This window comes from Shinella granuli (genome assembly GCF_004341885.1).
Classification (GTDB): Bacteria; Pseudomonadota; Alphaproteobacteria; order Rhizobiales; family Rhizobiaceae; genus Shinella; species Shinella granuli.
The window spans coordinates 76784-91152 of the sequence record NZ_SLVX01000012.1; the positions used below are offsets into that span (position 1 = coordinate 76784).

General features: G+C 67.2%; 13 protein-coding genes and 1 riboswitch. Of the genes, 8 read left to right on the plus strand and 5 right to left on the minus strand.

All coding sequences use genetic code 11. From position 1 onward, the window contains the following. Positions 1-52: 52 nt before the first annotated feature. Positions 53-273, plus strand: a riboswitch (cobalamin riboswitch). A gap of 46 nt (positions 274-319) precedes the next feature. After that, positions 320-1012, plus strand: coding sequence for a 5,6-dimethylbenzimidazole synthase (gene bluB / locus EV665_RS18670; protein WP_133035237.1), 693 nt, complete (start codon positions 320-322; stop codon positions 1010-1012). On the opposite strand, the gene EV665_RS18675 is transcribed toward bluB, so the two are convergent. Further along, positions 1005-2111 carry a DUF2865 domain-containing protein gene (locus EV665_RS18675; RefSeq protein ID WP_162853099.1) on the minus strand — a complete coding sequence of 369 codons (1107 nt, stop codon included), beginning with the start codon at positions 2109-2111 and terminating at the stop codon, positions 1005-1007. The two genes, bluB and EV665_RS18675, sit on opposite strands and share 8 nt — an antisense overlap. A gap of 267 nt (positions 2112-2378) precedes the next feature. Here EV665_RS18675 and EV665_RS18680 point away from each other — a divergent pair, with 267 nt between their 5' ends. After that, on the plus strand, positions 2379-3440 hold the full coding sequence (locus EV665_RS18680; RefSeq protein WP_133035239.1) for a phytanoyl-CoA dioxygenase family protein: 1062 nt from the start codon (positions 2379-2381) through the stop codon (positions 3438-3440). A 151-nt stretch (positions 3441-3591) separates the two neighbouring features. Then, complete coding sequence (locus EV665_RS18685) at positions 3592-5181, plus strand: ABC-F family ATP-binding cassette domain-containing protein (RefSeq protein ID WP_133035240.1); 1590 nt, start codon at positions 3592-3594, stop codon at positions 5179-5181. Positions 5182-5213: 32 nt separating this feature from the next. Here the strand turns inward: EV665_RS18685 and EV665_RS18690 are convergent, their stop codons facing one another. Further along, entirely contained in the window at positions 5214-5921 is a 708-nt protein-coding gene (locus tag EV665_RS18690) for a glutathione S-transferase family protein (protein WP_133035241.1), read from the minus strand. Between the two features lie 110 nt (positions 5922-6031). Here EV665_RS18690 and EV665_RS18695 point away from each other — a divergent pair, with 110 nt between their 5' ends. Next, entirely contained in the window at positions 6032-6394 is a 363-nt protein-coding gene (locus EV665_RS18695; protein ID WP_064330248.1) for a winged helix-turn-helix transcriptional regulator, read from the plus strand. 115 nt (positions 6395-6509) lie between these two features. Here the strand turns inward: EV665_RS18695 and EV665_RS18700 are convergent, their stop codons facing one another. Beyond that, positions 6510-8822 carry an NADP-dependent malic enzyme gene (locus EV665_RS18700; protein ID WP_133035242.1) on the minus strand — a complete coding sequence of 771 codons (2313 nt, stop codon included), beginning with the start codon at positions 8820-8822 and terminating at the stop codon, positions 6510-6512. 234 nt (positions 8823-9056) lie between these two features. On the opposite strand from EV665_RS18700, the gene EV665_RS18705 reads away from it, so the two are divergent. Beyond that, entirely contained in the window at positions 9057-9893 is an 837-nt protein-coding gene (locus EV665_RS18705; protein WP_064330247.1) for a UDP-2,3-diacylglucosamine diphosphatase, read from the plus strand. 97 nt (positions 9894-9990) lie between these two features. Here EV665_RS18705 and EV665_RS32865 read toward each other — a convergent pair whose 3' ends face one another. After that, complete coding sequence (locus EV665_RS32865; RefSeq protein ID WP_245507767.1) at positions 9991-10254, minus strand: hypothetical protein; 264 nt, start codon at positions 10252-10254, stop codon at positions 9991-9993. Here EV665_RS32865 and EV665_RS18710 point away from each other — a divergent pair. Continuing rightward, complete coding sequence (locus EV665_RS18710; RefSeq protein ID WP_245507765.1) at positions 10175-11308, plus strand: MFS transporter; 1134 nt, start codon at positions 10175-10177, stop codon at positions 11306-11308. The two genes, EV665_RS32865 and EV665_RS18710, sit on opposite strands and share 80 nt — an antisense overlap. Here the strand turns inward: EV665_RS18710 and dgcA are convergent. Further along, complete coding sequence (gene dgcA, locus EV665_RS18715) at positions 11278-12261, minus strand: N-acetyl-D-Glu racemase DgcA (protein ID WP_133035244.1); 984 nt, start codon at positions 12259-12261, stop codon at positions 11278-11280. The genes EV665_RS18710 and dgcA overlap by 31 nt on opposite strands. A 97-nt stretch (positions 12262-12358) precedes the next feature. Here dgcA and EV665_RS18720 point away from each other — a divergent pair, with 97 nt between their 5' ends. Together EV665_RS18720 and EV665_RS18725 are read left to right on the plus strand one after the other, a co-directional pair. Further along, complete coding sequence (locus EV665_RS18720; RefSeq protein ID WP_133035245.1) at positions 12359-13543, plus strand: ABC transporter permease; 1185 nt, start codon at positions 12359-12361, stop codon at positions 13541-13543. 8 nt (positions 13544-13551) lie between these two features. After that, on the plus strand, positions 13552-14337 hold the full coding sequence (locus EV665_RS18725; protein ID WP_064330243.1) for an ABC transporter ATP-binding protein: 786 nt from the start codon (positions 13552-13554) through the stop codon (positions 14335-14337). Positions 14338-14369: the final 32 nt, after the last annotated feature.

Sequence of the window (14369 nt, forward strand, 5' to 3'; positions counted from 1 at the left end):
CAAATGCGGCGACGTGTGGCGCGGGCGGGCTTGATCGCGCCCGCGCGTCGTGCGCATATCCTTCGCGTCAGGTGCCCGCTTCGGCGGGAGAATCGGGAATCCGGTGCGGGCGGAAGGCCCAGGTCCGGAACGTGCCCAACGCTGTGACGGGGATGGTCTGCGCCATGAAAGCCTGAATCGATTCAGGCTTTTGCCACTGGTTTTTCAACCGGGAAGGCAGGTGCAGGCCGCGTGACCCGAAGTCAGAAGACCGGCCTGGCACGATAGACCGAACCGCGCGGACGGCGGCAGGTTGTGACGCATTGTTGGGGAGATGACGATGCGAAGCGAACCCTTGGACCCTCTGGTCCGGGCGGGCGCCTTTTCCCGTGAGGAAAGGCAGGCCGTCTACCGTGCCATCGAAACGCGCCGCGACGTGCGCGACCAGTTCCTGCCCGATCCGCTGCCGGACGATCTCGTCGGCCGCCTGCTACAGGCCGCCCACAACGCCCCGTCCGTCGGCTTCATGCAGCCGTGGAACTTCCTGCTGGTGCGCGGCGTAGAGACACGGCGGGCGGTGCATGCGGCCTTCCTGAAGGCCAATGCCGAGGCGGTGGCGATGTTCGAAGGCGAGCGGCAGGCGCAGTATCGCGCGCTGAAGCTCGAGGGCATCCTGAAGGCGCCGCTGTCGATCTGCGTCACCTGCGATCCGACCCGCGGCGGCGGCGTGGTGCTCGGGCGCACGCACAATCCGCGCATGGACGTCTATTCCACGGTCTGCGCCGTGCAGAACCTGTGGCTGGCGGCGCGGGCGGAAGGCGTGGGCGTCGGCTGGGTCAGCATCTTCCACGACAGCGACATCCGTTCGATCCTCGGCATCCCCGGGCATGTCGAGATCGTCGCCTGGCTCTGCGTCGGCTTCGTCGACCGGCTCTATGGCGAGCCGGAACTGGCGGTGAAGGGATGGCGGCAGCGCCTGCCGCTGGAAGAGCTGGTGTTCGAGGAGCGCTGGTCGGGGGAGGGCGTCAGTTGACGCCGGCATCCACCGGGCGGCCGAGGTCGATGGCGGATTCGTTGGCCGGCAGGAAGACCGGGCCGACCGTGCGCACCTTGCTGCTGGCCGGGTCGTAGTCCCGTTCCTCGACCTTCGCCGGCAGCTTGACCGGGGTCTCTTCCTTCTTCGGCAGGGTGCGGATGGTGGTGATCGAGCCGGTCTCCGCGTCGTCTCCCGCGCCGGCGCGCGCCGTTTCGCCCTCGCCCTTCAGTGCCTTCTCGCGCTTGATCATCTCCTGGTAATAGGCCGTAAGATTGCAGCCGCAGGTGCCGGGCTTGGAGAGGTCGCGCGTGCGGTAGGAGAAGGCGTTCGGCATCTCGTAATAGGGCCGGCCGGTGACGGTGGAGGTCATCTGCTCGGTTTCCTGGCCGCTGGTCATCGACTGGTAGAACAGTTCCGTCTCGGTCTGCGGGCACATCATCGCGCAGACCTTCTGGTCGCGCCGGAAGTCGAGCGGCGTCGCGCCCGACGAGATGGGGAAGAAGCCGCCGTCGCAGGTGCGCACGCAGACGGTGCGCAGGTTGCCATGGCCGTTGCTGCCGCCGAGTGAGCGCAATTGCAGCCGCTCGCTGCCTTCCGGCGTGGTGCCGAGCGGCAGGGTGCGCTTTTCGTCGAGCGCGCGCAGCGTCTCGGTCGCCGCGACCGGCATGACCCTCGCCTCGTCGCCGCAGCCGTTGTTCTTGAGCAGGGCGGTGAGGCGGTTGCGCTTGCCCTGCGAGGACGTGCCGCCGGCAAATTCGCGCCGCTTCCTGTCGAGGATGTCGAGGTTGCGCTCCATCTTGCCTATGACCGTGGCGAGCGTGTCGCAGGCCTCGGCATTCGCGCCGCCGATGACGAGGATGCTGCCGCTCGAGCAGCCGAGGCGGCGCTGGTCGCTCCGGGCCTTGCGAAGCTGGATGTTCTGGCGGGCGATGGCGCCGGCATATTTGCGGGCGCTTGCGGTATCGACAACCACCTTGGGCAGGTTGGCAAGCTCCGCCTGCAGCCGCTCGCACACGCCCGCCGCCGCCGTGCCGCCCGAAAACGTGAGCGTCAGCCCGGTCGCAATGGCAAGGAGGAGGCGGACAGGCCCTTTCAAATCATCGATCCCGTGAATGTGGATGGGCCGCGATCCGGCCGCATGTTCAGCCCATATCATAGGCCGTGGCGGGGGAAGCGCAACGTGCTCCCGGATTTGTGATTAACGCCGGGCACAAAATATGAGTTGCGTATTCATCTTTTTGGCCGTGCCCCGCAATTGATCTCCCCTGGGCCTTGGTGTAGCACTCTCGGCAAACTCAACAGCCGGTCTGCGCCCTTGCCGCGCACCGCCCCGGGCGGAACCGGCCCTTGCAGGCAGGTACTCATGCGGATTTCCTCCATCTTGCTCAGCCCCTGGTACGCGCTCCAGCTCGCGTCCGGCGCAAAGTCCTTCGCGGACAATCCCATCATCGGCAGCAAATGGCTGAACCGGAAGGGCCTGCACGAAAAGCGCGTCTCGCTCGCCATGCGCATGGCCGCCTGGCGCCGCAGGAAGCTGGAGAACCTCGTCGCCCCGGAATACCGCCGGCAATATGCCGAGAACGGCTTCGTGAAGATCGAGAACTTCCTGTCGCCGGAGATCTTCGAGGCGGTCACCCGCGAGATCGCCGAGCGGGATTTCGAGCGCTACGACATGCTGCAGGGCGATACCGTCACGCGCCGCGCGATCATCGATGACAGCGACCTCGAAAGCCTGCCGGGCTTCAAGGCGGCGCGCAACGATCCGCGCATCACAAACCTCCTGCGCTACGTCTCGTCCCATGCCGGCCAGCCGCTGCTCGTCGTGCAGGTGGTGATGGCGCTGCCGTCCGTCGTCACGCAGGGCTCGACCGATCCGCAGACCGCGCTGCACAGCGACACGTTCCAGCCGACGGCCAAGGCGTGGCTCTTCCTGCGCGATGTCGGCGAAGAGGACGGTCCGTTCGCCTATGTGCCGGGCTCGCACGAGATGACGCCGCAGCGCCTCGCCTGGGAGCGCCGCATCAGCGAGAATGCCGATGCGATCGAGAACAAGTATTCCGCGCGCGGTTCGCTGCGCATCATGCCGGACGAGCTGACGGCGCTGGGCTACGGCCAGCCGGTCAAGATGACGGTGAAGGCGAACACCTTGATCGTCGCCGACACGCACGGCTTCCATGCCCGCAGCCCGAGCTACAAGACGACGACGCGCATCGAGATCTACGGCTCGCTGCGTCGCAATCCCTTCCTGCCGTTCACCGGCCTGCACATCGCCTCGCTGCCCTTCATCGCCTCCGGCATGAACCGGCTGATCATCTCGGCCATGGGCCTGCGCGGCAAACTCGGCCTCAAGGGCTCGCCCTGGAAGGATGCCGGCAGGGGCAAGGCCGATGAGTGGTCGAAGCGGCTGAAACAGCCCTCGGCCTGAGCCTCAAGACAGGATGAACCGGTCGCCGCCCTTGCAACGCGGCCGGTTCGTCCCTAGATTTCCGGCAACGCAATGCCGACCGGATGGTGCACCATGGATTTCAACCCGACCGCAAACCGACTTCGTTTTGTCCTCGGGGAAATCCGTATCCATGCCGCATTCCATTACCCTTTCGAAAATCCGGTGGTCCACGCCTGACGGCCACACTCTCCTTTCCGATCTCGACCTGACCTTCGGCGCCGAGCGCGCCGGCCTCATCGGCCGCAACGGCGTCGGCAAGACGACGCTGCTGAAGCTCGTCACCGGCGCGCTGGTGCCGCAGACCGGCAGCGTCACCGTGAACGGCACGCTCGGGCTCCTGCGCCAGAGCGTGCAGGTTACCCCGCAGGAAACCGTTGCCAGCCTGTTCGGCATCGTCGAGGCGCTCGACCTGCTTTCCCGCGCCGCGCGCGGGGAGGCGGATGCCGACGCCCTTGCCGATGCGGACTGGACGCTGGAGGCGCGGCTTGCCGCCGCGCTTGCCCGCGTCGGGCTGGAGGCGGAGCCGCAGACGCCGCTTGCCGCGCTTTCCGGCGGACAGCGCACCCGCGCGGCGCTCGCCGCCCTCATCTTCCGCGAGCCCGACTTCCTGCTGCTCGACGAGCCGACGAACAATCTCGACCGGGACGGGCGGCAGGCGGTCATCGACCTGCTCGCCGGCTGGCGGGCGGGGGCGATCGTCGTCAGCCACGACCGCGCGCTGCTGGAGACCATGGATGCCATCGTCGAGCTGACGACGCTCGGCGCGACCCGCTATGGCGGCAACTGGAGCGCCTATCGCGAACGCAAGGCGCTGGAGCTTGCCGCCGCCCATCGCGACCTTGCGGATGCGGAAAAACATGCCGCCGAGGTGGCGCGCACCATGCAGGTCGTCGCCGAGCGCAAGGCGCGCAAGGACAGCGCCGGCCGCCGCAAGAAGGCGCGCGGCGACATTCCGCGCATCATGCTGGGCGCCATGAAGGAGCGCAGCGAGCTGACGGGCGGCGCCAATGCGCGGCTGGCGGAAAACCGGCAGGCGCAGGCGGGCGAGGCGGTGGCGGCGGCGCGCGAGCGCATCGAGATCCTCCAGCCGCTGACCGTCGCCGTGCCGCCGACGCATCTGGCCGCCGGCAGGACGGTGCTCCGGATCGACGGCGTCACCGCCGGCTACCGGCCAGAGCGACCGGTCATCCGCGACCTGTCCTTCACAATGACCGGGCCGGAGCGGGTGGCCGTGACGGGGCCGAACGGTTCGGGCAAGACGACCTTGCTGGCGCTCGTCACCGGCGCGCTCGCCCCCTGGCAGGGCAGCGTGCGCCTCCTTGCGGACGCCGCCATGCTCGACCAGAAGGTGAGCCTGCTCGACCCGGCCCTGTCGATCCGCGACAATTTTCGCCGGATCAATCCCGAGGCCGGCGAGAATGCCTGCCGGGCGGCGCTGGCGCGGTTCATGTTCCGCGCGGATGCCGCCCTGCAGGTCACCGGCAGCCTTTCGGGCGGGCAGCTCCTGCGCGCCGGCCTTGCCTGCGTGCTCGGCGGAGCCACGCCGCCGGCGCTGCTGATCCTCGACGAGCCGACGAACCATCTGGACATCGATTCGATCGAGGCGGTGGAGGCGGGGCTGCGGGCCTATGACGGCGCGCTCCTCGTCGTCAGCCACGACGAGGCGTTTCTTGCGGCGATCGGCATGACGCGCCGGCTGGCGCTTTCGGCGGGACAATAGGGAGGCCGGGCTTGCCGCCCGGCCTTTCGTCTTCAAGCCTTGCCGTAGCGCGCGATGACATCGGCAAGCGGCACGTGGCCCTTGAAGGCGCCGGAGCCGGCCGGCGTCTCGCCGCTTTCCACCGCGGTGGCGAACACGACGGCGGGGTCGGCCTCCAGCCGGCCGCGGATGGCCGCGATGCGGGGCCAGCGGCTCGCCGGGGCGACCGCGTGGTAATCGAGCCAGCGGGCGACGCCGATGAGCACGCCGTCCGCCAGCGTCGGGCGGTCGCCGGCAAGGTAAGGCGTGTCGCCGAGCATCGCCTCCAGCTTGTCGTGCCGCTCGATGACGCCCTTGCGGCCCCAGCGGCGGAGCGAATCCTCCAGCACCGGGTCCGGCGTCTCCAGTTCGAGCGCCGCCCAGAGGGGGCTGAAGGCGCCGGTGAAGCCGGTGTTGAGATAGGCCATGAGCTGGACCATGCGGTCGGCCTCCGGCGTTGCGGGATCGAAGCTGACGCGCCGTTCCGTGTCGCGCGCGGCGATCCAGTGGGCGATGGCCATGGTCTCGGTGATCACCCGGCCGTCATCGGTGACGAGGGCGGGCGTTTCGTGCCGGGCGTTGATGCGGGCATAGGAAGGGTCGCGCATTTCGCCCAGCATGTCGACGCGGCAGAGGCGGTAGGGCTTTCCCAGCCATTCCAGCGCGGCGACGAGGCCCATGGAGCTTCCGGCGGGGAAGCCGTAGATGAGGATCGGTTCCAATGTTCTTCTCCGTGATTTCTGTTGACCACGCTGCGCAGCGACACTGGACCTAAGCCTTGCCGGCCCCCATGTAAATTACGCACATTTTTGTCACCACGCCGGAGCCCGCCATGAAGGATCTCGTTTCCCGCTGCCCGATCGAGGAGGTCATGCAGGTGCTGAGCGGCCGCTGGCCGACCCTGCTGATCTACTACCTGAAGGACGGCACGAAGCGCTTCAGCGACCTCAGGCGCGACAACCCGACCGTCTCGCACCGCATCCTGACGCTGGAACTGCGCAAGCTGGAAAAGGCCGGCATCGTGCGGCGGACGGTGTTCGACGGCTATCCGCTGCGGGTCGAATACGACCTCACGCCATCCGGCCTGACGCTGCTGCCGCTGGTCGATGCGCTCGGCGACTGGTGGGAGGCGCGGGATGCCAGGCGCCCGGCGCCGCAAATGAAGACGGCCGCCGAGGCGGCGGCCGTTTCGTAAGGCTAGAGCATTTCCGCTTTCCTTCGAATCGCGAAAACGCTCTATCTGTTTGTTTTTACGCAATTCCGGACGCAAAACCGCTACGCACTTTTGCTGGAATTGCTCTAGGGACCGGTCAGGCCGGGTTGGAGGCTTCCACCACGGCAAGCGCGGCCATGTTCACCACGCCGCGCGAGGTGACCGATGGCGAGAGGATATGGGCGGGCATGGCGGCGCCGAGCAGGATCGGGCCGACATGCAGGCTGTCCGTCATGGTCTTGACGACGCCGAGCGTGATGTTGGCGGCATCGAGATTGGGGAAGACCAGGAGGTTGGCTTCGCCGGACAGCGTCGAATTCGGCATGACGCGCTGGCGCAGGGCCTCGGAAATCGCGGCGTCGCCGTGCATTTCGCCGTCCGCCTCCAGCGTCGGGTCCATCTCGTGCACCATCTCCATGGCGCGGCGCATCTTGAAGGCGCTGTCGGAATCGCGCGAGCCGAAGTTCGAATGGGAGACGAGGGCGGCGCGGGGCGTGATGCCGAAGCGGCGGATCTCCTGCGCGGCCATCACCGTCATCTGCGCCACTTCCTCGGCCGTCGGGTCGAAGGTGACATAGGTGTCGGTGAAGAAGGTGGCGCCGCGCTGCGAGATCAGCAGGCTGAGCGCGGAGAAATCGAGCACGCCCTCCTTCTTGCCGATGATCTGGCTGACATCGCGCAGGTGCTTGGCATAACGCCCCTCGACGCCGCAGATCAGCGCATCGGCCTCGCCACGCTTGAGGGCGAGCGCGCCGATGACGGTCTGGTTGGTGCGCACGATGGTGCGCGCGGCTTCCGGAATGACGCCGCGGCGGCCGACGATGCGGAAATAGTCGTCGACATAGTCGCGGTAGCGCGGATCGTCCTCGGGGTTCACCACCTCGAAGTCCGCCTGCGGGCGGATGCGCAGGCCGTAGCGCTTGAGGCGCGTTTCGATGATCTGCGGGCGGCCGATGAGGATCGGCTTGGCGATGTCCTCCTCCAGCAGCACCTGGGCGGCGCGCAGCACGCGCTCGTCCTCGCCTTCGGCAAAGATCACGCGCTTCTTGGCGGCGTTCTTCGCGGCGGCGAAGATCGGCTTCATGATGAAGCCAGAGCGCCAGACGAAGCGGTTGAGCTGGTCGAGATAGGCGTCGAAATCGGTGATCGGGCGCGTCGCCACGCTGGTTTCCGCCGCCGCGCGCGCGACGGCCGGCGCGATGCGCAGGATGAGGCGCTGGTCGAAGGGCGAGGGGATGAGGTAGTTCGGCCCGAAGCTCGGCGTTTCGCCGGAATAGGCGCGGGCGGCGACGTCGGACACTTCCTCGCGGGCGAGGGAGGCGATGGCGCGCACGGCGGCCATCTTCATCTCCTCGTTGATCGTGCGCGCGCCGCAATCGAGCGCGCCGCGGAAGATGTAGGGGAAGCAGAGGACGTTGTTGACCTGGTTGGGGAAGTCGGAGCGGCCGGTGCAGATCATCGCGTCCGGGCGGGCGGCGCGCGCCTCCTCGGGCATGATCTCCGGCGTCGGGTTGGCAAGCGCCATGATCAGCGGCTTTTCCGCCATGCGGGCGAGCAGCTCCGGTTTCAGGACGCCGGCGGCCGAAAGGCCGAGGAAGACGTCGGCGCCGTCGATGGTCTCGGAGAGCTGGCGCTTGTCCGTCTCCTGCGCATAGACGCTCTTCCACTGGTCCATCAGGGCCTCGCGGCCCTTGTAGACCACGCCTTCGATGTCGTGCACCCAGATGTTCTCGACCTTCGCGCCGAGCGAGACGAGCTGGTTGAGGCAGGCGAGCGCGGCCGCGCCCGCGCCCGAGGCGACGATCTTGGCGTCCGACAGCGCCTTGCCGGCGAGCTCCAGTCCGTTGAGGACCGCGGCGGCGACGATGATCGCCGTGCCGTGCTGGTCGTCGTGGAAGACGGGGATGTCCATCTTCTCGCGCAACTGGCGCTCCACCTCGAAACATTCCGGCGCCTTGATGTCTTCGAGGTTGATGCCGCCGAAGGTCGGCTCCAGCGCGGAGACGACATTCACCATCTCGCCGACGGTCGGGGCGTCGATCTCGATGTCGAAGACGTCGATGCCGGCGAACTTCTTGAAGAGCACCGCCTTGCCCTCCATCACGGGCTTGGAGGCGAGCGGGCCGATATTGCCGAGGCCGAGCACGGCCGTGCCGTTGGAGACGACGGCGACGAGGTTGGCGCGGGCCGTGTAGTCGGCGGCGGTCTGTGGATCGTCGCGGATGGCGATGCAGGGGGCGGCGACACCCGGCGAATAGGCGAGCGCCAGGTCGCGCTGGTTGCCGAGCGGCTTGGTCGGGTTGATCTCGAGCTTGCCGGGGCGGGGGTGGCGGTGGAAGAAGAGGGCCTGCTGGTCGATGTCGCCGCTTGCCGGACCGTCCTGCGTCCGCGATTTGTCACCCGTGCTCATGATGCTCCCTGCCATATGCTGTTTTCGTTGCGGCCCTTCGCTCTGCGAAACGCCGCGACGTGAGGTTTTCCGAGTCTTCCATAAAGCCGCAATCAGCGGCCTGTGCAATGCCTATTTGCCGTCGAAAAAGGCATAGGTGTGTCATCAATCTGAAACAGGAGTCTGGTTTTCAACGGGATGAAAGCCGCCCTTTCCGACGACCACCGCGGCGGCCGGCCACCCGGAGAAAGACGCATGACTGCGACCCTTGCCGACCCCAATGTCCGCCACTTCCGCACGCTGTTCATCTCGGACGTGCATCTGGGATCGAAGGCGGCCAAGGCGGACTTCCTGATCGACTTCCTGCGGCATCATGAAGCCGAGACGATCGTGCTCGTCGGCGACATCGTCGACGGCTGGCGCCTGAAGCGCAACTGGTATTGGCCGCAGGCCTTCAACGACGTCACGCAGAAGCTCCTGCGCAAGGCGCGCAAGGGCACGCGCATCATCTACATTCCCGGCAACCACGACGAATTCCTGCGCGACTTTCCCGGCACCCATTTCGGCGGCGTGGAAGTGGCCGACCGCATCATCCACGAGGCGGCCGACGGCAAGCGCTACCTCGTGCTGCATGGCGACGAGTTCGACGTCGTCGTGCGCCATGCCCGCGTCGTCGCCTATCTCGGCGACTGGGCCTATGACGCGGCCATCGCCATCAACGTCGTCTTCGCCGCCATCCGCCGCCGGCTCGGCCTGCCGTACTGGTCCTTCTCCTCCTGGGCCAAGCAGCAGGTGAAGACGGCGGTGAACTTCATCGGCGAGTTCCAGAAGGTCGTCGTCGACGAGGCGCGGCGCCATGATGCCGACGGCGTGATCTGCGGCCACATCCACCATGCCGTCATCACCGAGATCGACGGCATCCGCTACATCAACAGCGGCGACTGGGTGGAAAGCTGCACGGCGATCGCCGAGCACCATGACGGCGAGATGGAACTGATCACCTGGCAGAAGCTCGCGGCCAATCCCGCCGAGGTGGTTCCGGTCTCGCGCCGGATGCTGGCGATCGAGACCCGGGAGCCGGAGGCCGCCTGAGCCTGCCGCGCAGAGTGCATGGCGGTTTTGCGGCAACGACATGGGCACAGGCAGGGAGCCGGCGCGCAAGATGCGAAGCTATGCGCTTAGCCGGCTTTCACAAATCCGGCATTCCCGCCGGCGGGCAGAAATAGCGGATTGGCGTACGTACATCGGCATGATAGAGCGGATGGCGTTCCAATGCAGGTTCCCCGCCAATGAATGCCCCCTCCGGTTTTACCGTGACCGCCGGCGCGCCGCCGTTCTTTGCTGCGCGCATCGCTCTCGTCTTCTGCGCGCCGATGATGGTCAACGGCATTGCCCTGCCGTTCTTTCCGGTCTGGCTGGAAACGCTGTCAATGAGCGATTTCCAGATCGGCATCGTCCTCGCCGTGCCGATGTTCGTGCGCGTCTTCACGGCGCCGGTGGCCGGCATCATCGCGGACCGGATCGGCGAGCGTTCCATCGTGCTGCTCTGGTCGGCGCTGCTGTCGCTTCTGACGGCGCTCGCGCTCTTTGCGACCGGGTCCTTCTGGCCGGTGCTGCTGCTCTATACGCTGCAGGGCGCGGTCTATTCGCCCTATGTGCCGATCACCGAGGCGATCATGCTGTCCGGCGTGCGGCGCTGGAATTTCGACTATGGCAAGATGCGTCTCTGGGGCTCGCTCGCCTTCATCGTCGCGACCATGATCGGCGGTTGGCTTGCCGGCCTCTACGGCGGCGACATGGTGCTGCCGGCCATGGCCGCCGCCTTCGTTCTGACCGTGCTCGGCGCGGTGATCGCGCCGCGGATCGGCAAGCCGCGCCGCCCGTCGCCGATCGCTGCGATCGCCACCATGCCGACGAAGAGCACGCTGCGGCAGGCGGATGTGCAGCTCATGCTGATCGGCGTCTCGCTCGTCAATGCGAGCCACGCCATGCTGTTCGCCTTCTCGGCGATCTACTGGCAGAAGATGGGGTTCAGCGGCGTGGACGTCGGCATCCTGTGGAGCGCCGGCGTGCTGGCCGAGGTGGTCTTCTTCCTCTTCGCCGTCCAGTTGCGGCGGCGCTTCGATCTCTGGTCCATGATGATGGTCGGCGGCGCCGTGGCGGTCGGCCGCTGGGTTCTCTTTCCGATGGACATGTCCTTCGCCGGCTATTTCGCGCTGCAATGTCTGCACGCCTTCACCTATGCGCTCATCCATATGAGCGCGCAGAGCCGGCTCGTGGAGCGCGTGGCGGAGGAGCAGGAGGCGGCCGCGCAGGGGCTCTATTTCTTCTATACAGGCGTCTTCACCGCGCTCGCCACCTTCGTTTCGGGCTATGCTTATAGCTGGTACGGCGTCCAGGGCTTCTACCTGATGTCGCTCGTCGCCGCGGCCGGCCTCCTCTCGGTCATTGCCGGGCGCGTCGTCGCGCCGCGCGCTCAGCCCCAGAGCGCGGCGTCCGGCGGATAGACGGTCGAGCCTTCGTAGCGGAGGCCCGGCTCGCGGTCGCGGGCAAGCAGCAGCGGGCCGTCGAGATCGACGAAATCGGCGCCCTGCGCGAGCAGCACGGCCGGCGCCATGCCGAGCGACGTGCCGACCATGCAGCCCACCATGATCTTCAGCCCGTGCTCCTTCGCCGCCTCGCGCAGCGCCAGCGCCTCCGTCAGCCCGCCGGCCTTGTCGAGCTTGATGTTGATCGCGTCATAGCGGTCGATGAGGCTCTTGACGTCCTGCGTGCGGTGCACGCTCTCGTCGGCGCAGATCGGGACGGGGCGGGCAAGGTCGCGCAGCGCCGAATCGTTTCCGGCCGGAAGCGGCTGCTCGACGAGGGCGATGCGCGCCTCGGCGCACAGGGCGAGGTGATGGGCGAGGTTTTCCGGCGTCCAGCCCTCGTTGGCATCGAGGATGATGGCGCTTTCCGGCGCGCCGGCGCGCACCGCGCGGATGCGGGCGGCATCGTCCGCCGTGCCGACCTTGACCTTGAGCAGGGGCCGGCCCGCCTCCTGCGCCGCCTGCCGCTGCATCGCCTCGGGCTCGCCGAGGGAGAGCGTGTAGGCGGTGACGAGCTCCTGCGGCGGCGCGGCGTTGATCACCTGCCAGGTCGGCACGCCGGACAGCTTCGCTTCGAGGTCCCACAGCGCGCAGTCGATGGCGTTGCGCGCCGCGCCCGCGGGCATGATCCGCGCCAGTTCCTCGCGGCCCATGCCATCCTCTACGGCGCCGCGCATGTCCTCGATGGCGGCAAGCACGCCGGCGACCGATTCGCCGTAGCGCGCATAGGGAACGCATTCGCCGCGTCCGGAAAGGCCGGAACCGCCGATCGTGCAGGTCACCACCTCGGCCGTCGTCTTGGCGCCGCGGGAAATGGTGAAGGTGCCGGCAATCGGGAAGCTTTCGGCGGTGGCGAGCATTGTGCGGCGCATGGGACTGATCCTGGCAGGCTTGAAAAAATCGTGGCGGGAAGGGGCTTTTGCGGGTTCGTTCGGTGACAGACGGGCGGCGAGCCGGTAAGACAGGCGCATGTTGTCCCAAGCACGGGAAGATGCAAGAGACTTGACCGGCGCCCGTTCCCCCCTCGACATCGCGATCGAAAAGCTGCCCGGCAAGGACGGGGAGGTCTGGCGCCTTTCCGGCGAATGGGTGAACACGACCGCGGTTGCCGCGAGCAAGCGGCTTGCGGATATCGGCCGCGGGCAGGGCGGCGTGCTGGAAATCGACCTCGGCGGCGTTACAGCCATGGATACCGCCGGGGCCTGGCTGCTGCGCCGGGCCATCACCGAACGGCAGGGCGGCGGCGGCGCGGTGAGCCTCACCGACCGCGAGGGTACGCACTATGCCGACCTGATTTCGGCATTGCCGGAAAAGCTTGCCGAGCCGCGCGATGAGGGCGGCGGGAAAGGCACGCTGTTCGAGCGCATCTTCGAGCCCGTCGGCCGCACCGTGGTGGATATCTGGGACGATGCGGTCGCCGCCATGTTCATCCTCGGCTCGGCGGTGCGCGGGGCCCAGTTGAAGCTTGGCCGCCGCAGCGGCGTGTCGCCCTCGGCGATCGTGCACCAGATCGACCATATGGGCGTGCGCGCCGTGCCGATCATCCTGCTGATGTCCTTCCTCATCGGCGCGATCATCGCCCAGCAGGGCGCCTTCCAGCTACGTTACTTCGGCGCCGAGGTCTTCGTCGTCGACCTCGTCGGCATCCTTCAGTTGCGCGAGGTCGGCGTGCTGCTCACCGCCATCATGATCGCCGGCCGATCGGGCAGCGCGATCACGGCCGAGATCGGCTCGATGAAGATGCGCGAGGAGATCGATGCGCTGAAGGTCATGGGCCTCAGCCCCATCGGCGTGCTCGTCTTCCCGCGGCTCGTGGCGCTGACGGTCGCGCTGCCGCTGCTCACCATCATCGCCAACTTTGCCGCCCTCGGCGGGGCCGCCTTCGTCGCCTGGTCCTATTCCGGCATCACCTTCGATACCTTCCTGTCGCGCCTTCGCGAGGCGATCGACCTGTCGACCGTGGTGTCCGGCATGATCAAGGCGCCGTTCATGGCGCTGATCATCGGCATCGTTGCCTCGGTCGAGGGGCTGAAGGTGGGCGGCAGCGCCGAATCGCTCGGCCGCCACGTCACCGCCGCCGTGGTGAAGTCCATCTTCGTCGTCATTCTCGTCGATGGGCTCTTCGCCATGTTCTACGCCGCGATCGATTTCTGAGGACATCCATGGAGCAGGTTTCGGCAAAGGCGGATGACGTGATGCTTTCGGTCAAGGACCTGACCGTCGGCTTCGGCAGCAACATCGTGCTCGACAAGCTCAATCTTGACATCTACCGCGGCGAGATCCTCGGCTTCGTCGGCGCCTCCGGCACGGGCAAGTCGGTGCTGATGCGCACGGTGCTGCGCCTCTTGCGCCGCCGCTCGGGTACGATCCGCATCTTCGGCTTGGATTTCGACAAGGCGAGCGAGGCGGAGCGCCTGGCGCTCGACATGAAGCTCGGCGTGCTCTTCCAGCATGGCGCGCTGTTCTCCTCGCTGACGGTCAAGGAGAACATCCAGGTGCCGATGCGCGAATATCTCGACCTGCCGCAGGCGATGATGGACGAGCTGGCGCGGCTGAAGATCGAGCTGGTGGGCCTTGCCCCGGAGGCGGCGAACAAATACCCGTCCGAGCTTTCGGGCGGCATGATCAAGCGCGCGGCGCTGGCCCGCGCGCTGGCGCTCGACCCGGCCCTCGTCTTCCTCGACGAGCCGACCTCGGGCCTCGACCCCATCGGTGCGGCGGAATTCGACGAGCTGATCGCCAAACTGCGCGACACCCTCGGATTGACCGTGTATATGGTGACTCACGACCTCGACAGCCTGTTTTCGGTTTGCGATCGCATCGCCGTTCTCGGGCAGAAGAAGGTCATGGTCGAAGGCACGATCGAGGACATGCTGGCCTTTGACGATCCCTGGGTGCAGTCCTATTTCCGGGGCAAGCGCGCGCGATCGATCGTGCGGAAAACGTGAGGACGTGTCCGGGGCCGGCAGGCCCTGGCGGA